We start from the raw sequence: 22,240 nt of genomic DNA on the forward strand, positions 1-22,240 counted from the left end.
CCCTTACCCGCCCCCTCTGACATTGTCGAAAAAGGGTGTCATTCCGCGAGCTTGCATCCGTGGCCTGCCCGACGCGTCCCATCCTCCCTACCCCACGCGCCACGGAGCCTCCGCATGCGGCCGAGGCCCACCCGCGAGGGCACACCCGTGGCATGGGGGGCCTGCGCCATGCGTGCGCACGGTCCGCGCGAGACACACGGAATTCCACACGTTTGCGCTCGCGCGGCGTTCCTTCCCCAGGTCCACGCACCCATGCAGCAAGCCTGCCCGGCGCACGGAGGTGCATCCGCGATCGGATTGATGGACCACGCGCCGCGAGGCCAGTGCACAATGCGCCGCCATGCTTTCCGGTGTCTTCTCCCCGCTCGGCATCCTCGCGTCCCTGCTCGTCCTGGGCGTCCTGGTCCTCGCCACGCTGTTCCAGCTCAAGCGCCGCCAGCGCGCCGCGTGGGAGGCGTTCGCGAAGGCGCACGGCCTCTCCATCGCGGAGCGGCGGATGGAGGTGCAGGGGCGCTACCAAGGGCGGACGCTGCTCCTGGCCACGGGCAAGCGCGGCGCGAGCAGCAAGAAGCGCCACACCGTGACGGTGCTGCGGCTGGACCTGGAGGGCGCGCTGCCCGCGGACCTGCTGCTGGAGCACGAGCGTCCCGAGGACAAGATTCCCGGCGCCGCCACGCCTCGCGAAGAGGCGCTGGGCGATTCGGAGTTGGACGCGGCCTTCCAGGTGGAGGGGCTGTCCCCGGAAGCGCGTCCCATCATCCTGGATCCGGGCGTGCGTCAGCGCCTGCTGGGCCTGAAGGGCCACCGCCGCGTGAGCATCAAGGGCGGCTGGCTCCAGGTGGAGCAGCGCGGCGTCCCCGCGAGCACCGCCGCGCTGGAGGCGTTGATCCGCGCGCCCCACGACCTGGCCCGCGCCGTCTCCGAGGCCGCGCCCTCACTGCCCGCGACGAACGCGGTGGAGGCCCCGCCGCACGCGGAGGCCTCGCTGGACAAAGAGCTGCCCGGCTCCGAGCACGCCTGAGCCTTCGCCGCGCGCGGAACCCGCTCAGACCCGGCGACGCCGGGCGCGCAGCCCCAACAGGCCCAGCCCCATCCACACCGCCGGAGCCAACCCGGTGGTCGCGCAGTCGCAGCTCCAGGGGTCGATGATGTCGTCGCCCTCGTCCCCCACCACGATGGGCCCACCATCCACCGCCGTTCCCGCGTCCGGGCCGGGACCGTCGACGAACACCCTGACGGCCTCCGCCTCGGCTACGTGTCCTGCCGAGTCCGTCACGAAGACCTGCAGGACATAGCCTCCAGGCGTGAGCTCCGAGATGTCCCAACCCCCCACGGAATAGATGGGGCCCGGGCCCTCCCGCGTCACCAGAGGCACACCATTCACCCGGAACTGCGCGCGTACGCAACCCACGTCGTCGATGCACTCGCAGGTGAAGTCGGCAAGGAGCCCTGACAGCCGTTCGTCATAGAGCGGGGCGGTGATGCGCGCCGAAGGGGGCTGATCCGTCCCCACGACGAGCCGGAAGGACAGCTCCGCATCGGGTTGCTGCCCATTGCTCGCCACCACCACCACGTCCACCGCCCCCAGCTGGGAAGGCGTCCACGTGAGGTCGCCCAGCGCATCCAGGCTCATCCCGGGAGGCGCGGTGCGCAGGGCATACGTCGGCGCGGGCCGTCCCCGCGCGTGCACTGCGAGCTGATAGGGGACACCCACCACGGCCTGGGGGACCAGCACGGGGGTGAAGACCGGAGCCAGGGGGTCCTGATCCGCTTCCGTCACGACGAAGGTGAGCGACTCCAGGCCCGGCGCGGACACCGTGAAGATGGCCGTGCCGTCCTCGTTGTCCGCGTCCTTCGCGGCCGCCAGCACCACCTCCTGGGGGTCCCAGTTCGTCGGGGCGAACGTGAGCGACGCTCCTTCCCGCACCGTGAGGTCCGCGTCGCCGTCCGTCCGCGCCACCGTGACGGTGAGCGACTCACCCGGGCCGCCGGGCCACAGGTGGCCGGACAACGACACGTGGATGGACGCCGTGCCCCCTTCAACCACCCTCAGCGACGACTCGGACAACACCAAGCGCAAGGGGTCGGGGATTCCCGCCTCCGGCAAGGGGATTCTTGCCCACGCAGTGGAAGACAGACAGACCCCGAGCCAACACAGGAGCAGGTGGCGCATGCCCCTGACGCTACCCCGTCCGTGCTCCTTCAGCCCACCCGCGCCAGCGCCTCCACGAACTGCTCACGCACGCGCGTGGCCAGCGCCGCCGAATCCGGCCCGAACGTCTCCGGCGGCAAGGCCGGCATCACCTGCACCGTGACGGTGGCGCGAGGGCTCATCCACGGCCCATCCCCATCCACCAGCTCCCGCGTGCCGCGCACCAGCACAGGCACCACCGGCACGTGCTCCTCCAGCGCCAGCTGGAACGCCCCGCGCTTGAAGGGCAGCAACTCTCCCGGCGAGTACGTGCCCTCCGGGAAGATGAGCACCGGGATGCCCTTGCGGAGCCACCGGCGGCACGGGCCCAACAGCTGCTCCATGGACGTGGAGCTGCCGCGCACGATGGGCACGTAGCCCAGCAGCGTCATCATCCAGCCCACCAGCGGCGTGCGGAACAGCGACGCCTTCGCCACGAACTTGTACGGCGTGAACAGCCCCATCACCGCCAGGATGTCCGCGAACGACTGGTGATTGACGACGTAGACGCACGGCCCCTTGGGCAACAGCTCCCGTCCCTGTACCCGCACGCGCCAGCCGGGGGACGCGTGCAGCCACAGCCCGTAGCACCACCGGCACACCAGCACGTGCAGCCACTGGCGGTTCGGATCCAACGGGTACGCCACCACGAACAACACCGCGCCCAACGTGAAGAGGAGGGGCGCGGTGACCAGGAACAGCGCGAAGAACCACAGCGAGACGACGTAGCGCATGCGAGAGAAGGAGCTTCCGTTCAGCGCGACGCCGGAGGCGTCCGGTCCGCCAGGAGTACCACGTTCCAGGCAGCCAGCTCACGCCGGCCCGGCCGCCCGCGCGCCCTCCGAAGGAGTTCGAGCGGAGCCTGGGGGAAGCCGACGGAGCACCCGAGCGCCGGGGCAGGCAAGACGTCAGGCCCGCATCATTCTCCTGCAATGCGCTTGCAGGGCCGCCAGATTAGCGCCTTAAGGTGCCCGGCGAACCCGGAGGGAGAACCGCATGGACGCGCAGGGAGTGCACATCGAAACCCATCCCCGTGAGGGCGAACCGGTGTTCAGCGCGGGGCGCCCGGACCCCTGCACCCTGGTCCTCTTCGGTGCCACGGGCGACCTGGCCGAACGCAAACTATTCCCCGCCCTCTTCGAGCTCGCCCGCTCCGGCCTGCTCCCCGAGCACTTCGCCATCGTCGCCTTCAGCCGCTCCAAGCTGGAGGACGCGTCCTTCCGCGAGCACGTGAAGGAGGGCCTGAAGAAGTTCGCCCGCACGCAGCCGCTCGACGAGGCCACCTGGAAGCGCTTCTCGGAGACCATCGAGGTCGCCTGCGGCGGTTACGACGACCCGGAGGCCTTCAAGCGCCTGGGCCAGAAGCTCCAGGACATCTCCAAGCGCCACAAGACGGACGGCAACAAGCTCTATTACATGGCCACGCCGGCCTCCACGTTCCCGCAGATCATCCAGAGCCTCTCCGGCGCGGGGCTGATCAAGCGCGAGGAGCAGCCGGGAGAGAAGCCCTGGAGCCGGCTCATCATCGAGAAGCCCTTCGGCCACGACCTGGAGAGCGCGAAGGCCCTCAACAAGACGCTGGGCTCGGCGCTGGACGAGAAGCAGATCTTCCGCATCGACCACTACCTGGGCAAGGAGACGGTGCAGAACATCCTGGTGTTCCGCTTCGCCAACGCCATCTTCGAGCCGCTCTGGAACCGCCAGCACATCGACCACGTGGAGATCACCGCAGCCGAGGCCATTGGCGTGGAGGGCCGCGGCGGCTTCTACGACGAGACGGGCGTCATCCGGGACATGGTGCAGAACCACCTGCTCCAGGTGCTGGCCCTATGCGCCATGGAGCCCCCGGTGTCCTTCGCCGCGGAGGACATCCGCGATGAGAAGAACAAGGTCTTCCGCGCGCTGCGCCCCGTTGAAGGCGGCGAGGTGCCCCAGCACGTGGTGGTGGGCCAGTACGAGGGCTACCAGGACGAGAAGGGCGTGAAGAAGGGTTCGCGCACGCCCACGTACGTGGCCATGAAGATGAACATCGACTCGTGGCGCTGGCAGGGCGTGCCCTTCTACCTGCGCGCGGGCAAGAACCTGAAGAAGCGCCTGACGGAGGTGTCCATCCACTTCAAGTCGGTGCCCATCGGCCTGTTCAGCGGCGGCGGCGCCACCTGTCAGCGGCTGCAGCCCAACGTGCTCACGCTGCGCATCCAGCCGCACGAAGGCATCGCGCTGTCCTTCGAGTCCAAGATTCCCGGCGAGGACGTCAACATCGGCGGCGTCACCATGGACATGGACTACGCGGAGAGCTTCAAGAAGCCCGTGCCGGAGGCGTACGAGCGCCTGCTCCTGGACTGCATGCGCGGCAACGCCACGCTCTTCGCGCGACAGGACAGCGTGGAGCAGGCGTGGGGCTACATCACGCCCATCCTCCAGGCACTGGAGACGGACGCGGGCGGCACGGTCCACACGTACGCCAAGGGCAGCAAGGGACCCGACGCCGCGGACGCGCTGCCCGCGAAGAATGGCCGGCGGTGGTCCACGCTATGAGCCAGCCCCTCGTCGTCCCCCCGGACCAGTTCGCCCGCGAGGCCGCGGACTGGATGGCGCGAGAGCTGGAGAAGGCGCTCGCGACGAAGGCCCGCGTGAGCCTGGCCCTGTCGGGCGGCAACACGCCCAAGCCCGCGTACCGGATGCTCGCGGACCACAAGCTCCCCTGGGAGCGCGTGGACGTGTACTTCGTGGACGAGCGCTTCGTGCCGCCGGACCACCCGGACAGCAACTACCTGCTGGTGAAGCAGTCGCTGCTTGAGCCGCTGAAGCTGCCGGACGCGCAGGTGTTCCGCATGCAGGGCGAGCGCACGGACCGCGACGCCGCCGCGCACGACTACGAGAAGACGCTTCCCGCGCAGTTGGACGTGGTGCTCATCGGCGTGGGCGAGGACGGCCACACCGCGAGCCTCATGCCCGGCCACCCTGCCCTGCGGGAGCGCACGCGGCGGGTGCTCGCGGTGGAGCAGAGCGCGAAGCCGCCGCCGTGGCGGATGACGTTGACGTTCCCCGTGCTCCAGGGCGCGGGGGCGGTGCTGGGGTTGGTTGCCGGCGAAGGCAAGCGGGACGCCATGCGGCGCATCCTCGCGGGCGATATGTCCCTGCCCGCGTCGCACGTGACGAACACGCAGTGGATGTTGGATCCCGCCGCCCACGGGTGAGGCGGACCCTCTGGAGGGAACGATGAGCGAACAGACGAAGCCGGCGCAGTTCGGCGTGGCGGGCATGGGCGTGATGGGCGCGAGCCTGGCCCTCAACATCGCGGACCACGGCTTCAGTGTCGCCGTATGGGACCGCCACCCGGAGAAGATCCAGCAGGTCCAGAAGGAGAACCCGAAGCAGGCCCTGCAGGGCTTCCCGGAGCTGGAGAAGTTCGTCGCCGGCCTGGAGCGCCCGCGCCGCATCCTCCTGATGATTACGGCCGGCGCCCCCGTGGACGAGATGATGGGCCGGCTGTTCCCGCTGCTGTCGCCGGGCGACGTCATCATGGACGCGGGCAACTCCTGGTACCTGGACACGCGCCGCCGTGAAGCCCTGTGCAAGGAGAAGGGCTTCCACTTCCTGGGCATCGGCGTGTCCGGTGGTGAGGAGGGCGCGCGCAACGGCCCGTCCATCATGCCCGGCGGTCCCAAGGACGCGTACGCGCTGGTGCAGCCCGTGCTGGAGGCCATCGCCGCGCGCAGTGAAGAAGGCCTGTGCGTCACCCACGTGGGCCCGGAGGGCGCGGGCCACTTCGTGAAGATGGTGCACAACGGCATCGAGTACGCGGACATGCAGCTGCTCGCGGAGACGTACGACGTGCTCCACCGCGGCCTGGGCCTGGACACCGCGACGCTCGCCGACCTGTTCTCCAAGTGGAACGAGGGCATCGCCGAGTCGTTCCTCCTGGAGACCACCATCAAGGTGCTGCGCAAGCGCGACCCGGAGACGGGCAAGCCGCTGGTGGACATGGTCCTGGACAAGGCCGGCCAGAAGGGCACGGGAAAGTGGACGGTGCAGGTGGCCCTGGACCTGGGCGTGCCGGTGCCCTCCATCGCGTCCGCGCTGGACGCGCGCAACCTGTCCTCGCGCAAGGACGAGCGCGTGGCCGCGAGCAAGAAGCTCCACGGCCCCGACATCTCCCTGTCCTCGGAGGAGAAGAAGGAGCTGGCCCAGTGGGCGCATGACGCGCTCTACGCGGCGCGCGTGGTGACGTACGCGCAGGGCATGCGGCTCATCCAGGCGGCGTCGGACGAGTACAAGTGGGGCGTGTCGCTGGCGGAGATGGCGCGCATCTGGCGGGGCGGCTGCATCATCCGCGCGAAGCTGCTCACCCCGCTGCGCGAGTCCTTCCAGCAGCAATCCACGCTGCCCAACCTGATGGTGTCCGAAGCCTTCGCGCCCGTGCTGGACAAGATGGCCCCGGCGTGGCGCAAGCTCGTGGGCGTCGCGACGAAGGCGGGCATCCCCGTGCCGGTGTTCAGCAGCAGCCTGGCGTACCTGGACAGCTACCGCAGCCCGGAGCTGCCGCAGAACCTCACCCAGGCCCAGCGCGACGCGTTCGGCGCGCACACCTACCAGCGCCGGGACAAGCCCGACGCCGGCTTCGTGCACTCGGACTGGCTGAAGTAGTCCGTCTCCCCTGCCCTGCGCGCCGCCTACTTCTTCTGGGTGGCGCGCAGCTCGGCGCGGCGGATCTTCCCGCTCACCGTCTTGGGTAGCTCCGTGACGAACTCAATCTCGCGCGGGTACTTGTAGGGCGCCGTCGTCTTCTTCACGAAGTCCTGCAGCTCCTGCGCGAGCTCCGGTGACGGCGTGTGGCCCGGCGTGAGCAGCACGTACGCCTTGATGCGGTGGCCCAGCTTGTCGTCCGGCACGCCGATGACGGCGGACTCCGCCACCGCCGGGTGCTCAATCAGCGCGGACTCCACCTCGAAGGGGCCCACGCGGTAGCCAGACGTCTTGATGACGTCGTCCGAGCGCCCCACGAACCACAGGTAGCCGTCCGCGTCGCGCACCGCGCGGTCGCCGGTGACGTACCAGTCCCCCCGGCTGCTGGCCGCGTTGGCCGCGTCGTCGTTGAGGTAGCCCGCGAACAGGCCCACCGGCCGCTCCGGCTTCACGCGCACGGCGATGTCGCCCTCCTGCCCGTCCGCCACTTCGTTGCCGTGCTCGTCGATGACGGCCACGGTGAAGCCCGGGGACGGCTTGCCCATGGAGCCCACGCGCGGCTCCATCCCGGGGAAGATGCCGACGATGACCACCGTCTCCGTCTGGCCGTAGCCCTCGCGGATGTGCAGCCCGGTGGCTTCCTTCCAGGTCTGGATGACCTCCGGGTTGAGCGGCTCACCCGCGCTCAGCGAGTGGCGCAGCGAGGACAGGTCCACCGCCTTCAAGTCCTGGAGCACCAGCGCGCGCCACGCGGTGGGCGGCGCGCAGAAGGTGGTGACCTTCTCCCGCTCCAGCACCTTCAGGAAGGCCATGGGGTCGAACCGGCCGCGGAAGTCGAAGACGACGTTGCACGCGCCCACGCTCCACGGACCGAAGAGCTTGCCCCACGCGCACTTCGCCCAGCCGGTGTCGCTGAGCGTGAGGTGCCGGTCCTCCGGCTGCAAATCCAACCAGTAGCGGCCGGTGATGAGGTGCCCCTGGCCGTAGCTGGACTGCGTGTGCAGCACCATCTTCGGCATGCCCGTGGTGCCGGACGTGAAGTAGATGAGCAGCGGATCATCCGAGCGCGTGGGCGGGAACGCCGTCGCCTGGGATTCCGCCAGCGCCTCCGACGTGTATCGCGTCCACGGCGCGGGCGCGTCGCCGGTGGACACCCACGTCGTCACGCCGGGGGCCTGGCCCTGCACGCCCTCGAAGCGGTCCAGGCAGCTGCCGTCGGTGAGGACCGCCTTCGCGCCGGAGACCTCCAGCCGGTAGCGGATGTCCTTGGCGGTGAGCATGGGCGTGCCGGGCATGAAGACGATGCCCGCGCGGATGCAGCCCAGCACCAGGAACCACCACTCCGGCACGCGCGGCATCAGGATGAAGACCCGGTCGCCGCGCTTCAGGCCCAGCCCGGTGAGGAAGCGCGCCGCGTGCAGCGAGCGCTCCTTCATTTCCTTGAAGGTGAAGCGCTGGGAGCGCCCGGATTCGTCGGACCACTGGAGCGCGGGGGCCTGGGGCCGCTCGGCCGCGTGCCGGTCGATGACGTCCGTGGCGAAGTTGAAGTGCGCCGGCCGCTCCCACCGGAAGTCACGGCGGGTGGACGCGTAGTCGGTGGAAGCGCGGGATGAAGACTCGGGCATGGGCGGCTCCTGGAGTGTTCCGACAACCCCAGCAGCCTGTCACGTCATCCCGAGGAACGAGTCACGAGCCCCGCGCGAAAGCGCCCGGTGGTGGACGCTCGTGACGGCGCGGGGAACCCAGCGTGCTTCAGCGAGCGGCGGCGCGCAGCTCTTCCGCCAGCTTGCGCGCTTCGTCGCTCCAGCCCGGCTCGCCCAGCGCGGCCACCTGGTCGAAGTCGCGCGCGGCGCGGACTTCCTGGTGCAGGGCGCGCAGCGCGAGGCCGCGGTTCCACAGCGCCTGCGGGTTGCGCGGATCCGCGCGCACCACCGGATCCAACAGCGCCAGCGCGTCCTGGTAGCGGCCGTCCTGCAGCGCCACCACCGCCAGGTCGCTGTCGCGCGCCAGCGACGCGGGCTCGCGCGCCAGCACCGCCTGCGCCTGCTGCCACTGGCCGTGCAGCACGTAGGCCGCGACGATGCCGCGGAAGTCCTTGCGCTCCTCCATCTCCGCCAGCGGACGCAGCGGCAGGATGCCCTTCCCGGCCTCCACGCCCTCCGCGCCACCGCGCATGGGGCTGTAGCGGCGCCACTGGTCCGCGCGCGGATCCGACAGGCGGGCCTCCAGCTCGCGGGTGGTCTGGTTCTCCAGGAAGACGACCGCCGGCACTTCCGCGGCGGGCATCATGCGCGGCACGAAGACGGCGCAGAGGCTGGCGGCCATGGCCAGCGGCGCCACCACGCGCGCGTTGCGGCGCACCCACGCGCCCAGCGACACCACGTTGCCCTCCGGCTTCGCGGCCGGCACCTCCGCCACGCCCGTGCCCAGGGCCCGCGCCGCCAGCAGCTCCAGCTGGAGCAGGTCCCTGAGGCCCCCCTCGCAGGCGGCACAGCGCGGCAGGTGGTTCCGGAAGCCTTCGGCGTCGGACTCGGACAGCTCCCCGTCCATGAAGAGATGCAACCGGGTGCAATGCGCGTTCATGACTGGACCCCCCGCTCCCGGGCCACGGCGACGCTCGGAAGCAGCAGTTCCCTCAGGTCCCGGCGCGCCAGCGTCAGCCAGCTGCCCACGGTTCCCACGGGGACGTTGAAATGTTCAGCGATGGCCTGATAGCGGCGGCCTTCCGCGTGAAGCCTGTACGCGTCCCGAAGGTGCGGCTTGAGCTGCTCGATGGCAGCCTGGAACGCGTCGTTGCCCACCAGCTCCCAGTTCTCCTGGTCGCCATCCCCCGTCACCGGCAGGTCCTGCACCAGCGCCAGGTGCGGCAGCCCCCGGCTCTCCGTGCGCTGCCGGCGGCAGTGGTCCAGGAACCGGTTGGTCATGGTCGTGCACAGCCACGCCGCGCACGCCGCTTCCGTCCGGTCCTTCAGGTGGCCAAACTCCGGCAACGCCCGCTCGAAGGCTTCCTGGACCAGGTCTTCCGGGTCCAGGGCGCCGCGAGCGCACAACCGCCGCGCCACCGCCAGCAGGCTGGGCCGGTGTCGCTGGATGAACGCCTCGAAGTGGCGCTTTTCCCGGTTGAAGAGATTGGCCATGACCCAAGGCCCCGAAGTGACTGGTGGACTTTCCTGACTAAAGACGCCGAGCGGTTCGTTTCTTGAGAGAAAAATGCCCGGAAGGGCAGACAGGCCTGCCCGGCAGGAGGCTCAGCGAGCGCCTTCCGCCCCCTCCAACAGGGGGGGCACCGACGGCGGGGGCAGCGGGCGGCGCCGCTTGGGGCCCCGCTCCTGGCAGTTGACGTACGAATTCTTCACGTGCGGGGCGCTGCGGTCCGGCTCGAAGGCATTGACGGCGGAGGACACGTCTCCGGGGATCATGGGTCGCTTCTCCTGGTACGGCGGAAGTCCGGCGAAAACCGGGGATGGGTAGAAAAAGACTGTTGGGCGTGGTCCATAGCACGCCTCGCGTCACCGGCAGGAGGGGCCCCCAGGGCCATTCCTTCAAGGATTTCAAGGAGTTCCGAATGAACGAGGACAAGTCTCCCCTGCACCCCACGTGGCGGCAGTGGCTGGCGGAGAACCTGGCATTGGGAGTGTCGGCGGAGGACGTACAGCAGACGCTGGAGCAGGCGGGCGTGGACCCGGCGCTGGCGCGGGAGGAGATCGCCGCGGTGGGGCAGCACCCCTACTTCAAGGCGGCGCTCCAGGTGGCCCGGCACTTCGGGTGGCTGGAGTCGCTGATGGATGTCTACAGCGAGCTGCGCGCCCGGGATGGGGGCCGGGAGCTGGAGGTGCGCGAGGGGGTGTCCCCGGAGGAGTTCTTCCGCCGCTACTACCTGGGCCACCGGCCGGTGGTGCTGCGCGGCCTGATGGCGGACTGGCCCGCGATGAAGCGCTGGTCGCTGCCGTACTTCCGCGAGCGTTTCGGAACGGTGGCGGTGGAGGTGATGGTGGGGCGCGACGCCAACCCGGAGCACGCGGCCGAGCAGGACCGGCACCGGGCGCGGATGCCCTTCTCCGACTTCCTCTCCCGGCTGGAGACGGCCGGAGAGACGAACGACTTCTACATGGTGCCGCGCAACGAGAACTGGGGGCGCGAGGGGCTGGCGCCGCTGCGCGAGGACCTGCGGGCCCCCGCGGGGCTCATCGACCCGTCGCTGCGGGCGGATCAATTGACGCTGCTCCTGGGGCCCGCGGGCACCGTCACCCCGCTGCACCACGACAACATGAACATCCTGTTGGGCCAGGTGATGGGCCGCAAGCACGTACGGCTGGTGCCGTCCTTCGAGCGCCACCGCGTGTACCCGCACCGGGGCACCTTCAGCCACGTGGACGCGGCGAAGCCGGACCTGGCCGCGCACCCCCTGTTCGCCGAGGCCACGGTGCTGGAGGCGGTGCTGGAGCCCGGGGACATGGTGTTCCTGCCGGTGGGCTGGTGGCACTGGGTGAAGGCGCTGGACGTGAGCGCCAGCGTCACCTTCCATCACTTCCTCGTTCCGGGAGGCAACACGCACCTGGACGCTCCCTTCTGACCCGCTCAGTCCGCCCGCTCCACCAAGAGGACGGAGCGCGTCCAGACAGCGCGGGCATCACGCGCGAGCCACGCCTGACGCTCGTCGCGCAGCGCGACGGCCGCGGGCTTGCCAGCATGGATGCTCCGGCGCACTCCGTCGAAGAAACGGCCCGCGGCGTCCGGGATGTCCACCGTGGAGGCCAGCACCGCGCGGGCCCCGGAGTCGATGAAGGCCGCGGGCAGGCTGAAGGGCTCCGTGCTCTGGAGGGACGCGGTGCGGCCCGCGCTGCACGCGGCCAGGAACACGGTGGGCGCGCCGGTGAGCCGCTGTTCGCGCACCACGTCCGCGGTGAGCGCGTAGCGGCCATTCACCTCCGGTGACAGCACCACCAGCGACGCGCCGGAGATGCTGGGGTCGGTGATGCCGTGCGCGTGGATTTCAATCTCCGTGGCGTCCGCCATCCGCGCCAGCACGCGCGAGGGCGTGGCGTCCGCGCCGGACAGCACGTCCGGCGGCGCGGCGCCGGGCTCCGCCTCCGGCGTCCACGAGGGGAGCCGGGGCAACTGCAGGAGCGACGGCGCCTCCACGCCAGCCACCACCAGGCGGCGCGGGGCGGTGGACGTCCGCGCGGGGCGCGGCCCCTGCGTGCGGCCCAGGCGGAAGCTCCAGGCCATCTCCGGCGGCAGCAGGTCCGTGCGGCCGAAGAGCGGCGTCCACGCGAACACGTCCACGTGTTCGCAGCCGGCGAGCGTCTGGCGCAGGGCGTCCGGGACCAGCCGGGACGAATCCACCCGGGCGAGGGACTCCCGGCGCGAACCGTCGTAGGAGCCCTTCACCTCGCCCTTGGGGCCCAGCGCCACCAGCGTGGTGCGCTCGGCGTGGATGCTGGCCGCCAGCGCGCACCGCGTAGGGACGGGCGTGCCCAGCTGCGCGGCCATCAGCGCCACCACCTTGGGGAACTCACCGGCGCGGCCCGCGTCCACCGCGAGCGACGAATAGCTGAGCGCCCAGGTCTCACGCCCCAGCACGTCGCCGCGGGGCAGGGTCTCCGCGTCCGCGATGGCCTGCTTCAGGAGCGCCTCGCCCCGGGCCCGGTCCTGGTCCAGGAGGAAGCGGCCTTCCAGATAGTGCGTGTAGATGCGGTCGCTCTCCAGGACGGAGGAGCCCTCCAGGGCCCGCGTGGTGACCGTCTTCAGCCACTCCGCGTCCCGGGGGCCGGAGCCGAAGCGGGACAGCTCCGCGACCGTCGCGCCGAACACCAGCTCCATGGAGTTGTCCGCGCAGGCCTCCGCCGCTTCCAGTTCGCGCCGCGCGGCGTCCGGCCGCAGGTCCAGGTAGTACAGGTGCGCCAGCTGCACGTGGGGCCAGGAGCAGCTGCGGGTGGGGCCTCGCGCGGCCCATTCCTCCAGGTAGGCGCGCGCGCTGCCCAGGTCGTTGCGGGAGCGCGACACGTGGCTGAGGATCTCCAGGACGTTGAACTCCGTCTCCCACTCGCGCAGCTGCCGGGCGCCCGCCCACAGCACGCGCGCGTGCTGCTCCGCCTCCGTGAGGCGCTGCAGGTCCGTGTAGAAGATGGCCAGCCCGCGCTCCAGGTCCAGGCAGCGCACCGACAGCGTCGTCTCACGGCAGCGCTGGAGCGCGTTGAACAGCCGCTGTTCGGCCTTCCACCACGCCCCTTCCGCGACCTCCTGGCGCGCCTGGTCCCGCTCCGCGATGTACGTGAACCAGGGGTCGTTCATGCGGCCGACGCGCGCGACCAGGTCCTGCAGGCCGCGCAGGGAGCCGTTGCGGCCGCGCAGGAGCGCTCCCACGTAGATGTCGTCGTCCCCCGACACGCGCGCCCGGTCCAGCAGCGCCTCCGGGACGCCGTGGCCCGCGCGCAGCGTCTCCGCGTACTGCCGCCCCAGGTCCGCCCGGCGGGAGAAGTCGCGCTTCGACACGCGCTGCACGTAGTCCGTGAGCACGCTGCCGCCCTGCACCCGGTCCAGCTCCTTCGCCAGGGGCAGCAGCGAAAGCGCGCGCTCCTTCGACGCCGCGGCGCGCACGGCCTCATAGAAGACGCCACGCACCGCGCCCGGGAGCTGCCGGGCCGCGTCCATGGGCAGCGGCGCCTTCGGGTCCTCCACCAGGGCCAGGGTCGCGTCGCGCGCGGCCTTCCACTGGCGCTGGCGATCCAGCGTGGCCTCGCGCAGCGACAGCGCCTGGGCGTGGGCTTCACGTCCCCAGCCCTGCTCGTTGCGCTTCGCCACCTCTTCGAACAGCTCCGACGCGCGCAGCGTCAGCCCCATCTCCCGGAACACCAGCGCCCGGTTCCACAGCGCCTGCGTGAGGTTCGGCTTCGCGGTGAGCGCCGCGTCCAGCAGGCGCAGCGCGCGCTCATGGTCGCCCCGGGCGAGCGCCACCGCCGCCAGGTCACTGTCGCGCTCCGGCGAGGCCGGCAGGCGCTCCAGGAAGGAGGCCGCCTGGTTCCACTCGCCCTCCAGGGCATACGCCGCCGCGATGCCGCCCCAGTCCTCCCGGGCCTCCATGCTTGCGAGCGGGCCCAGGGGCATCGGCTCGGCGGGCACCGGGCAGCCACCCGCGGGGACGCGTGAGCGGTAGCGATCCGCTTCCGGGTGCGTGAGGCGGGCCTCGATGCGAGCCGCCGCCCGGCGATCCGTCCAGAAGGTGTCAGGCAGGGACTGCGGCTGCTGCGCCCGGGGCTTCAGGGCCGCGACGCCGGCCGCCAGGAGGGGGAGGGCCATGGCCAGCGCCCAGAGACTCATCTTCGCCGGCTTCACCATGCGGTCCCCTCGGGCGTCTCCCCCCTGCCGCCCCTACGGGACGTTCTACACCAACCTCCGACGAACGCCGACCTGGCCCCGTCCCCTGCCTCCAGGCGTTCCATGACGCGGTGGGCAGCAAGGCGGTGGGAGAACAGGCGCATCGGATGTTTTGGGTGACACACGCACCAATAGACGGGCTGCTCCGCCGATCTTGAAAAAAGCCCCCACTTCCCACGTCAGGCGCGAGAGGCAGACAGGGCGCCGGGCCGTCAGGCTGTTGAGGGGATGACGCCCGGGGGCTCGGCTGCACGGCTGCTCTCGAAAGACAGTTTGAGCGCCCGCATCCACCCGGAATCACGCGCTTCGGCATGCCTGGGGAAGTGACGGGCGGCAGGGCCCTGTCCCCCTCATCCCCCACCAGGCGTCCCGGCGAGCGCGCGTATGGCAGGGGGTTGGCAGGCGGGACGGGGCGGGAAGGCTTTTTTCCCGCCGAGTGTCCCCTTGGCCCAACCCGGACCGAAAGGACCCCTGTTTGAAGCGACTCCTTCAGCTCGTTGCCGCTGCTTCCCTGATGCCGGCCCTGTCTTTCGCTGGCGTCCTCTGGAAGGGCGACTTCGAGACCGGCAACACGTCCCAGTGGACGCGCCAGCAGGCCGTTGCCAACAGCCGCTTGCAGGTCGTAACGGATGTGGTGCGTGACGGCAGGTACGCCCTCAAGGCCACGGTGAAGCAGGGCGACAACCCCATCAACGCCAGCGGCAACCGCAACGAACTGCTGTACCTGACCCACGAGACGCAGGGGAAGGAGTACTACTACAAGTGGAGCACGCTCTTTCCCTCGAACTACCCGGTGCATGACTCGTGGCAGGTCATCACCCAGTGGCACCAGGAGAGCTGCTGTGGCTCGCCGCCGCTGGAGTTCTTCGTGCGCGGGGACAAGATCAACCTGCGCGTGGGCGGCAACACCACGCCCGTGCTGTGGCAGACCTCCATCAACAAGGGCAACTGGCACGACTTCGTGCTGCACGTGAAGTGGTCTTCGGACAAGAAGGTCGGCTTCGTGGAGCTGTGGCACAACGGCGAGCACGTGCTGCCGAAGACCTACGGCGCCAACCAGTTCGGCAAGGAGCTGAACTACCTGAAGATGGGCCTGTACCGCGACGCCGCCATCAAGCCCGAAGGCGCCATCTACCATGACGGCTTCACCATGGCGACGACGCTCGAGGAGGTGATGCCGCCCGCGCCCGCGCCGGCGGAGGAGCCCGCGCCCACGCCCGTGCCGGATGACACGAACATCCCCGCGGAGGACCCGACGGCGGAGACCCCGGTGGCGGAGACGCCGGTGACGAACACGCCGCAGCTGCCCACCACCCAGCTGCCCACCGTGGGCGGCCAGACGCCCACCCCCACGCCCGTGTCCAACAACCCCAATGGCCTGCCGGACTCGTCCGACGCCATGGCGGGGGGCTGCAGCGCGTCCGGCACGTCCGGCACCCTGCCCTTCGCCGGTGCCCTGCTGATGCTGGGCGCTGTCGCGCTGCGCCGTCGCCGGGCCCCCGCCCGCGCGCTGGCCCCGCGCGCGAAGCGCTGACTTCCGCTCGATACCGAAGCAAGTTCCCAGGCCCGGTGCGTCTCATGACGCACCGGGCCTTCTTGTTTCCTGGGACTTTCTTCGGTCACACAAAAATGTCGGAGATTTTAAGTAATTCTTGAATTGATTGACCTTCGCGGCTCAGTCGGGTTTCGCTTCGGGCTCCCACGCAGCACGAAAGGCAGGACCCGATGAAGCGGACCTCCGGTCTGTTCTCCACCGCGACGGCGCTGTTCGCTGGCGCCACGTTGAGCGTCATTCCCTCGATGGCGATGGCGGCCCCTTCCCAGGCGGAAGCGGCGCTGGCGCACGACGTGTCGCCCGACCTGCTCTCCGCGATGCAGCGGGACCTGGGCCTGACGGCGGACGGCGCGAAGCAGCGGCTGGCGTCGGAGGCGGCGGCGGTGCGCGTGGAGGGCAACCTGCGCGCGGCGCTGGGCGAGCGCTTTGGTGGCGCGTGGATGAACGCGGACGGCAGCGCGCTGGTGGTGGGCGTGACGACGGACGCGGACGCGGACGCGGTGCGCCGCGCGGGGGCGGTGCCGCGGAAGGTGAAGTACACGCAGGCGGAGCTGGACGCGGTGAAGGCCCAGCTGGACCGGGACAGCGGGATGGCGGGCCGCACCGTGCACGCCTGGTACGTGGACGTGATGACGAACAGCGTGGTGGTGCTGACGCAGGACTCCGCGCTGACGGGCGGCACGGACTTCGTCGCGAAGGCGGGCGTGAAGCACGCCGCGGTGCGCACGGTGCCGTCGCGCGAGGAGTTCAAGCCGGTGTACGACCTGCGCGGCGGTGACGCGTACTACCCGGGGAACTCGCGCTGCTCCATCGGCTTCCCGGTGGCGGGCGGCTTCGTGACGGCGGGCCACTGCGGCGGGCCGGGCACGACCACCAGCGGCAGCGGCGTGGCGCAGGGCACGGTGGTGGCGGCCAGCTGGCCCGGCAACGACTACGCCTGGGTGCGCACCAACGGCTCGTGGGTGTCGCAGCCGTGGGTGAACAACTACGCGGGCGCCAACGTGCTGGTGCAGGGTTCGCAGGAGGCGGGCGTCAACGCGTCCGTCTGTCGCTCGGGCTCCACCACCGGCTGGCGCTGCGGCGTCATCACGGGGAAGAACGTCACGGTGAACTACTCCGCGGGCCCGGTGTACGGCCTCACGGCGTCCAGCGCGTGCGCGGAGGGCGGTGACTCCGGCGGCTCGTGGCTGTCCGGCAACCAGGCGCAGGGCGTGACGTCCGGCGCTGGCGGCAACTGCACCTCCGGCGGCAACACCGTCTACCAGCCGCTCATCCCCATCCTGAACGCCTACGGCCTGTCGCTCACCACCACGGGCGGTGGCGGCTCCGGCGGCCCCATCATCGGCCTGGCGAACAAGTGCATCGACGTGCCGAACTCCAACACCAACGACGGCACCCGCCTGCAGCTGTGGGACTGCAACGGCACCAACGCGCAGAAGTGGTCCTTCATGTCTGACGGCACCGTGCGCGCGTTCGGCAAGTGCATGGACGTGGCCTGGGGCTCCAGCGCCAACGGCACGGCCATCCAGCTGGTGAGCTGCAACGGCAACCCCGCGCAGCAGTTCATCCTCTCCGGCGCCGGTGACCTGGTGAACCCCCAGGCCAACAAGTGCGTGGACGTGACGGGCGGCAACTCCGCCAGCGGCACCCCGCTGCAGCTCTGGGAGTGCAACGGCACCAGCGCGCAGAAGTGGCGCCGGTAGTCGTCTCCCGTAGCGCCTGAAACGAAGAAGCGCGGGCCCCCTGCTACCCGGGGACCCGCGCTTTGTCGTTCCAGCGACCGCATTGCTAGTGCGCGCCTTCCACCTTCACGTTGGGGTCCGCCTTCTGGAGCATGACCACCAGGACGAGGGCGCAGACGAACAGCGCGGCGAGGATGAGGAAGTTCGTGTTGAAGGCCCGCACCAGCGCCTGGGCATTGATGCGCTGACTCAACAGGCCGTAGGCGGCGCCCGTGGGGTTGAGCACGCCCTTCGCCGCCATGGCGCCGGTCATCGAGGCGACCTGCTCCTGGGCGACCTGCCCGTAGACGTCCACGTGCGAGGTGATGGCGGTGACGTTGGCCTGGGTGGAGCGGCTGAGCGCGCTGCTCATCCACGCGGTGCCAATGGAGCCGCCCAGCTCGCGGGTGAGGTTGAAGAGGCCCGCCGCGTTGCCTCGCTGCTCCGGGCGCAGGTTGCTGAGCGCCATCACCGACAGCGGCACGAAGATGAAGCCCAGCGAGCAGGCGCGGATGAACACCGGAGTAATCAGGGTGATTTCATCCACGCGCGTGGCCAGGTGGCCGTTGGTCCACAAGGACAGGCTCATGCCCAGGATGCCGAAGCCAATCAGGAAGCGGCCATCCACCTTGCCGCCGAACTTGCCGATGAGCGGCATCAGCAGAATCTGGATGGCGCTGCCCTTGAGGAAGATGAGCCCGATGTCCAACGCCTCGTAGCGCATCACGGAGCCGCAGAAGAGGCTGAAGAGGAACGAGCCGGAGAACAGCGCCGTGCCCACCAGGAAGTTCACCCCCGTGGCCGCGGAGTAACTGCGGTTGCCGAACACGCGCAGGTCCACCACGGGACTGGGTGTCTCCAGTTCGTGGACGACGAAGGTGATGAGCGCGATGCCCGCGATGACCGCCAGCAGGGTGATGAGCTGGCTGTCGAACCAGTCCTCGCGGTTGCCCTCCTCCAGCACGTACTGGAGGCAGGCCATGCCCACGGCGAGCAGCGCGATGCCGTTGCGGTCCACCTTCTCCGTGGACGGTTCGAAGTGGGGCTGTTCGATGGAGCGCCACGCCATGTACGCGGCGAAGAGGCCCACCGGCACGTTGATGAGGAAGATCCAGTGCCAGCTCGCAGCCTCGATGAGGAGCCCGCCCACGGTGGGCCCCAGCAGAGGGCCCGTCACGGCGCCCAGGCCGAAGAGGGCGCCCGCCATGCCGTGCTCCTCGCGCGGGTAGCGGGCGAAGAGGATGGCCTGGGACGTGGGGATGATGGCGCCGCCGCCCATGCCCTGGAGGATGCGGAAGGCCACCAGTGACGTCAGGTTCCACGACAGGCCGCACAGCACGCTGGCCACCGTGAAGAGGATGATGGAGAACGTGAAGTACTTCCGGTAGCCAAAGCGGCGCTGCAGCCAGCCCGTCATCGGGATGACCACCACGTTGGCCATCATGTAGCCGGTGGACACCCAGGCGATCTGATCCAACGGCGTGCCGAAGCTCGCGCGGATGTCGCTCAGGGCCACGTTGACGATGGAGATGTCCAGCACGGACATCAGCGCCGCGGCCATGGCCGCGATGGTGATGCCCGTCTTGGAACCTTGGATGACGTCGCGGCGTGCGTCCACGGTGGGCTACTCCGCCTTCCGGGTATCCACCGCCGCGGACTTCTGCGGCTCCGGCTTCGCGCCGGTGTCCACGGTGACGTAGGCGCTCATGCCCGGCTTGATGGGCAGGTCCTTCAGGTCACCGTCGAAGCGGATGAGCACGGGGATGCGCTGCACGACCTTCACGAAGTTGCCGGACGCGTTGTCCGGCGGCAGCAGGGCGAAGCGCGCGCCGCTGGCGCCCGCGAGGCTGTCCACGTGGCCCTTGAACGCGTGGCCGCCGAATGCGTCCACCTTCAACTCCACCGGCTGGCCCGCGCGCATCTCACCGACCTGGTCCTCCTTGAAGTTGGCGACGATCCAGATGTCGTTCTGAGGGACGACGGCCATCAGCGGGCGCTCCGGGCCCACCATCTGCCCCACCTCCACGGTGCGGCGGCTGATCACGCCGTCCACCGGGGCGCGCACCTGCGCGTAGGACACGGCGAGTTCCGCGAGCGTCAGCGCGCCGTGCGTCTGCTTGAGGCGGGCCTCGGCGAGCTTCAGCGCGGCCTGCGCGGCCTGCATCTGCACGGGCGCCGTCTCCGCGGCGCTGAGCTTGCCCTGCGCGGCCTCCAGGCCACCGGAGGAGCTCTGGATGCCGGCCTCGGTGGAGGTCAGACGCGCGCGGGACTGGTCCAGCGCGGCCCTGGCCTGATCATAGGAGGCCTGGCGGGCGTCCAGGTCCGCCTGAGCGACGGCGCCCTGCTCGCGCAGCTGCTTGATGCGGCCCAGGTCCGTCTCCGCCAGCTTGAAGCGCGCCTCGGACGCGGTCACGTCCGCGCGGGCCTGATCCAGCGCGGCCTTGGAGGAGCTGATGCCGCTGGAGGCCTGGGTGATGCCGGCACGGGCCTGGCGCAGGTTGGCGCCCGCGTTGGCCTCCGTGAGGGTGAGCTGGGCCTGGGCGTTGGACAGCTGGGCCTCCGCGCTCATCACGTCCGCGCGGGCCACTTCCAGGCGCGCGTCCAGGTCCGCGTGGTCCAGTTCCACCACCACGTCGCCGGCCTTCACCGTCTGGTTGTCGTGCACCAGCACGCGGGCCACCTGTCCGGCCACGCGCGGCGACACGTTGGCGATGCGGCCCTCCACCTGGGCGTCGTCGGTGGACTCGTGACCGTGGGTGAGGAGGAAGCGCGCACCACCGCCCAGCACCGCCACGCCCACGAGGATGGGCAGCACCTGCTTGGCGCGTGAGCGCTTCGCGGGCTTCGCGACGGCAGGAGCATCGGTGGAGGGAGCGGCTTCCAGTGAAGGTGCGGTACGGGTCGTCATGGTTGTTGCTCGGTACGGCGTTGAAGAAGGGGTGTGGGAAGGGGCTCAGGGGTCCCGCAGGGCGGGGATGCCGGAGGACACCTTGACGAGCAGCGCGCGCAGCGTGTCCCGCTCATCCAGACTCAAGGGAGCCATGAGCGCGGCGATGCGGCGATAGTGGTCGGGCATCATTCCCTGGATGAACTCGCGACCCTTCGAGGTGAGGTGCACGGAGTACATGCGCCGGTCCTCGGGGTGATCCATGCGGGAGATGAAGCCGTCCTTCTCCAGCGTGTCCAGGAGCCCGGTGATGGTCGCGCGGCTGCAGCTCGACAGCTCCGCGAGGTCCGCGGGCCGCAGGGTCTCACCCGCGTCCTCCGCCGCGAACAGCTGCACCAGCACGACGAAGCGTCCGTGCGACACACCGTGCCGTGCGAAGTGCGCTTCGTAGGCTTCGGTCAGCTCATTGGAGAGCCGCAGCATCGTCAGGCATGTCTCGATGGCGCTGGGGTCGAGCGCGGGGAAGCGCTGGGCCATCTGCTTCAGCCGCTCGTACCGGGGCACGAGCTTCATCGGCGTGACGTTTTTCGGACGGGGAGGAGCCAAGACGAGGCGTCTAGTAAGGCCCCTAACGATTTTGCGCAAGATGATTTCGTCGCCTGACTAAATCCATGATTTCCCGGTCGGGGAATGGACCGTCTGGCTACTCGACGGCCTTCACATCGGCAGCGGTGGGACGCGTCTCCAGGAGGAGCGCGGCGCGCAGCTCCGGATGACGGTCCTGCATGGAGCGCACGGCGCGCAGGTCGAAGGACTGCACGTCCACCCTCCGTGCGAGCCCTGCTTCCTGAATCACCTGAGCGACCGCGTCGCCGTGGGCTGGAGCGATGTCTGTCTTTTCCGATGTCCGTTTGAGTTCCACATTGAAGCGGACGCGGCGGGCGTTCCGGGCGCGGAGCGGATCGCGGGCTTCATGGGCGGCGTCCGCCTGGTCCGCCGCGAAGGCGAACACCTGGCTCAGGGTGGGGACGGAGTAGGGGTCCGGAAGTCTGGCGCGAGTGGCGAACGCGACGGCCTCCGGGGAGAGGGCGCGGTCGTTCGTCTGGTCCGGGCGGTCCTTGAGGAGCCGGTCGCAGACGAAGGTGGCCTGGAGCCGCGCGACGGTGAGGGTCGCGATGGGGACGGGAGCGGGCAGAGGGCTTCCATCCACATGGCGGCACTTCGTGGGGGACAGGTCCGGGTCGTGGGAGAGCACGGGGACGCCGTCGGCGGTGAGGACGGTGTCCAGCTCCAGCGTGGTCATCCGGTGGTCGAGCGCGGATTCGAAGGCGGGCAGCGTGTTCTCCGGCCGCAGGTTCCGCGCGCCCCGGTGGCCCTGCGCATCGAAGCGCTTCGGGTCGATGAGCCCGTCCGCGTCCAGCAGGTCCCCAGGAGTGCCGTCGCCGTTGACGTCGAAGTCGCGCACCGCCTGCATCAGGAGGTCCGGCCGGTCGCTGATGATGCCGTCCACACCGCGCCGGAGCAGGGCCTGCATCGTGGGCAGGTCGTTCACGGTCCAGACGATGACGGGGTGGCCCGCGGCGCGGAGGCGCTCCAGGTCGATGCCGCCTCCAGGCCGAAGCAACGCCACATCCGGCGAACACACCGGAGCGTGCGTCCGTGCGTGCGCACGCAAGGTGTCCATGAGGCGCAGCGTGGGGTCGTCCGCGGGCGTGCGGGAAGACGGGCCAGTCCTCGTGCATGCGCAGGCGAGGAACGCCAGGAGCACCACGAGAACCTGGCGGATGAACGATGCCGTGCGCATGGGCTGCCTTCCTTCC

Annotated in this window: 18 protein-coding genes; 7 read left to right on the forward strand and 11 right to left on the reverse strand. The window is 70.2% G+C overall.

Features of this window, described 5'->3' with window-relative positions; genetic code table 11:
- Positions 1-340 precede the first annotated feature (340 nt).
- Positions 341-1,021, forward strand: coding sequence for a hypothetical protein (locus D7Y21_RS21950; RefSeq protein ID WP_120562114.1), 681 nt, complete (start codon positions 341-343; stop codon positions 1,019-1,021).
- Positions 1,022-1,045: 24 nt separating this feature from the next.
- Here the strand turns inward: D7Y21_RS21950 and D7Y21_RS21955 are convergent, their stop codons facing one another.
- Both D7Y21_RS21955 and D7Y21_RS21960 read right to left on the reverse strand, forming a co-directional pair.
- Positions 1,046-2,080 carry a hypothetical protein gene (locus D7Y21_RS21955; RefSeq protein ID WP_121715487.1) on the reverse strand — a complete coding sequence of 345 codons (1,035 nt, stop codon included), beginning with the start codon at positions 2,078-2,080 and terminating at the stop codon, positions 1,046-1,048.
- Between the two features lie 122 nt (positions 2,081-2,202).
- Entirely contained in the window at positions 2,203-2,925 is a 723-nt protein-coding gene (locus D7Y21_RS21960) for a 1-acyl-sn-glycerol-3-phosphate acyltransferase (RefSeq protein WP_121715489.1), read from the reverse strand.
- Between the two features lie 262 nt (positions 2,926-3,187).
- On the opposite strand from D7Y21_RS21960, the gene zwf reads away from it, so the two are divergent.
- Genes zwf through gndA form a run of 3 tightly spaced genes read left to right on the forward strand, consistent with a single transcriptional unit; the run spans position 3,188 to position 6,841 of the window.
- On the forward strand, positions 3,188-4,729 hold the full coding sequence (zwf, locus tag D7Y21_RS21965) for a glucose-6-phosphate dehydrogenase (protein WP_120562117.1): 1,542 nt from the start codon (positions 3,188-3,190) through the stop codon (positions 4,727-4,729).
- On the forward strand, positions 4,726-5,391 hold the full coding sequence (gene pgl, locus D7Y21_RS21970) for a 6-phosphogluconolactonase (protein WP_120562118.1): 666 nt from the start codon (positions 4,726-4,728) through the stop codon (positions 5,389-5,391). Before zwf ends, pgl begins: the two co-directional genes overlap by 4 nt.
- Positions 5,392-5,413: 22 nt before the next feature.
- Complete coding sequence (gene gndA / locus D7Y21_RS21975) at positions 5,414-6,841, forward strand: NADP-dependent phosphogluconate dehydrogenase (protein WP_120562119.1); 1,428 nt, start codon at positions 5,414-5,416, stop codon at positions 6,839-6,841.
- A gap of 26 nt (positions 6,842-6,867) precedes the next feature.
- Here the strand turns inward: gndA and D7Y21_RS21980 are convergent, their stop codons facing one another.
- The 4 genes from D7Y21_RS21980 to D7Y21_RS42280 all read right to left on the reverse strand — a co-directional run bounded on the left by D7Y21_RS21980 (position 6,868) and on the right by D7Y21_RS42280 (position 10,299).
- Positions 6,868-8,505 carry an acyl-CoA synthetase gene (locus tag D7Y21_RS21980; protein WP_121715492.1) on the reverse strand — a complete coding sequence of 546 codons (1,638 nt, stop codon included), beginning with the start codon at positions 8,503-8,505 and terminating at the stop codon, positions 6,868-6,870.
- Positions 8,506-8,632: 127 nt separating this feature from the next.
- A complete protein-coding gene (locus D7Y21_RS21985; RefSeq protein ID WP_120562121.1) occupies positions 8,633-9,463 on the reverse strand; it encodes a zf-HC2 domain-containing protein in 831 nt (276 codons plus the stop codon).
- Positions 9,460-10,017 (reverse strand): RNA polymerase sigma factor, encoded by a 558-nt coding sequence (locus tag D7Y21_RS21990; RefSeq protein WP_014393754.1) that lies wholly within the window; start codon positions 10,015-10,017, stop codon positions 9,460-9,462. The genes D7Y21_RS21985 and D7Y21_RS21990 overlap by 4 nt, the downstream gene beginning before the upstream one ends.
- A 111-nt stretch (positions 10,018-10,128) precedes the next feature.
- On the reverse strand, positions 10,129-10,299 hold the full coding sequence (locus tag D7Y21_RS42280) for a hypothetical protein (RefSeq protein WP_199735471.1): 171 nt from the start codon (positions 10,297-10,299) through the stop codon (positions 10,129-10,131).
- Between the two features lie 146 nt (positions 10,300-10,445).
- Here D7Y21_RS42280 and D7Y21_RS21995 point away from each other — a divergent pair, with 146 nt between their 5' ends.
- Positions 10,446-11,453: a cupin-like domain-containing protein gene (locus D7Y21_RS21995; protein WP_120562123.1), complete on the forward strand. Its 1,008-nt coding sequence runs from the start codon at positions 10,446-10,448 to the stop codon at positions 11,451-11,453.
- Positions 11,454-11,458: 5 nt separating this feature from the next.
- On the opposite strand, the gene D7Y21_RS22000 is transcribed toward D7Y21_RS21995, so the two are convergent.
- A complete protein-coding gene (locus D7Y21_RS22000) occupies positions 11,459-14,218 on the reverse strand; it encodes a CHAT domain-containing protein (RefSeq protein ID WP_121715494.1) in 2,760 nt (919 codons plus the stop codon).
- Positions 14,219-14,732: 514 nt separating this feature from the next.
- Between D7Y21_RS22000 and D7Y21_RS22005 the strand changes: the two genes are divergently transcribed.
- Together D7Y21_RS22005 and D7Y21_RS22010 are read left to right on the forward strand one after the other, a co-directional pair.
- Positions 14,733-15,791, forward strand: coding sequence for a polysaccharide lyase (locus tag D7Y21_RS22005; RefSeq protein WP_121715496.1), 1,059 nt, complete (start codon positions 14,733-14,735; stop codon positions 15,789-15,791).
- Positions 15,792-15,982: 191 nt separating this feature from the next.
- Positions 15,983-17,515, forward strand: a complete 1,533-nt coding sequence (locus tag D7Y21_RS22010) for a S1 family peptidase (RefSeq protein ID WP_121715498.1) — start codon at positions 15,983-15,985, stop codon at positions 17,513-17,515.
- Between the two features lie 85 nt (positions 17,516-17,600).
- On the opposite strand, the gene D7Y21_RS22015 is transcribed toward D7Y21_RS22010, so the two are convergent.
- The 4 genes from D7Y21_RS22015 to D7Y21_RS22030 all read right to left on the reverse strand — a co-directional run bounded on the left by D7Y21_RS22015 (position 17,601) and on the right by D7Y21_RS22030 (position 22,224).
- On the reverse strand, positions 17,601-19,151 hold the full coding sequence (locus D7Y21_RS22015) for a DHA2 family efflux MFS transporter permease subunit (protein WP_233612239.1): 1,551 nt from the start codon (positions 19,149-19,151) through the stop codon (positions 17,601-17,603).
- Positions 19,152-19,157: 6 nt separating this feature from the next.
- A complete protein-coding gene (locus D7Y21_RS22020) occupies positions 19,158-20,441 on the reverse strand; it encodes an HlyD family secretion protein (protein WP_121715500.1) in 1,284 nt (427 codons plus the stop codon).
- Between the two features lie 45 nt (positions 20,442-20,486).
- Positions 20,487-20,993: a MarR family winged helix-turn-helix transcriptional regulator gene (locus D7Y21_RS22025; protein WP_121715502.1), complete on the reverse strand. Its 507-nt coding sequence runs from the start codon at positions 20,991-20,993 to the stop codon at positions 20,487-20,489.
- A 130-nt stretch (positions 20,994-21,123) separates the two neighbouring features.
- A complete protein-coding gene (locus D7Y21_RS22030) occupies positions 21,124-22,224 on the reverse strand; it encodes a glycerophosphodiester phosphodiesterase family protein (RefSeq protein ID WP_121715504.1) in 1,101 nt (366 codons plus the stop codon).
- Between the last annotated feature and the right edge of the window lie 16 nt (positions 22,225-22,240).

Source organism: Corallococcus sp. AB045, assembly GCF_003668895.1.
Classification (GTDB): Bacteria; Myxococcota; Myxococcia; order Myxococcales; family Myxococcaceae; genus Corallococcus; species Corallococcus coralloides.

Excerpts from the sequence above, each read along its gene's own strand:
- D7Y21_RS21950 (WP_120562114.1), top strand. The coding sequence starts at position 341 with ATGCTTTCCGGTGTCTTCTCCCCGCTCGGCATCCTCGCGTCCCTGCTC.
- gndA (WP_120562119.1), top strand. The coding sequence starts at position 5,414 with ATGAGCGAACAGACGAAGCCGGCGCAGTTCGGCGTGGCGGGCATGGGC.
- D7Y21_RS21990 (WP_014393754.1), bottom strand. The coding sequence starts at position 10,017 with ATGGCCAATCTCTTCAACCGGGAAAAGCGCCACTTCGAGGCGTTCATC.
- D7Y21_RS22010 (WP_121715498.1), top strand. The coding sequence starts at position 15,983 with ATGAAGCGGACCTCCGGTCTGTTCTCCACCGCGACGGCGCTGTTCGCT.
- D7Y21_RS22025 (WP_121715502.1), bottom strand. The coding sequence starts at position 20,993 with ATGAAGCTCGTGCCCCGGTACGAGCGGCTGAAGCAGATGGCCCAGCGC.
- D7Y21_RS22030 (WP_121715504.1), bottom strand. The coding sequence starts at position 22,224 with ATGCGCACGGCATCGTTCATCCGCCAGGTTCTCGTGGTGCTCCTGGCG.
- D7Y21_RS21985 (WP_120562121.1), bottom strand. The coding sequence starts at position 9,463 with ATGAACGCGCATTGCACCCGGTTGCATCTCTTCATGGACGGGGAGCTG.
- D7Y21_RS42280 (WP_199735471.1), bottom strand. The coding sequence starts at position 10,299 with ATGATCCCCGGAGACGTGTCCTCCGCCGTCAATGCCTTCGAGCCGGAC.
- pgl (WP_120562118.1), top strand. The coding sequence starts at position 4,726 with ATGAGCCAGCCCCTCGTCGTCCCCCCGGACCAGTTCGCCCGCGAGGCC.
- zwf (WP_120562117.1), top strand. The coding sequence starts at position 3,188 with ATGGACGCGCAGGGAGTGCACATCGAAACCCATCCCCGTGAGGGCGAA.
- D7Y21_RS21960 (WP_121715489.1), bottom strand. The coding sequence starts at position 2,925 with ATGCGCTACGTCGTCTCGCTGTGGTTCTTCGCGCTGTTCCTGGTCACC.
- D7Y21_RS22000 (WP_121715494.1), bottom strand. The coding sequence starts at position 14,218 with ATGGTGAAGCCGGCGAAGATGAGTCTCTGGGCGCTGGCCATGGCCCTC.
- D7Y21_RS21980 (WP_121715492.1), bottom strand. The coding sequence starts at position 8,505 with ATGCCCGAGTCTTCATCCCGCGCTTCCACCGACTACGCGTCCACCCGC.
- D7Y21_RS21995 (WP_120562123.1), top strand. The coding sequence starts at position 10,446 with ATGAACGAGGACAAGTCTCCCCTGCACCCCACGTGGCGGCAGTGGCTG.
- D7Y21_RS22020 (WP_121715500.1), bottom strand. The coding sequence starts at position 20,441 with ATGACGACCCGTACCGCACCTTCACTGGAAGCCGCTCCCTCCACCGAT.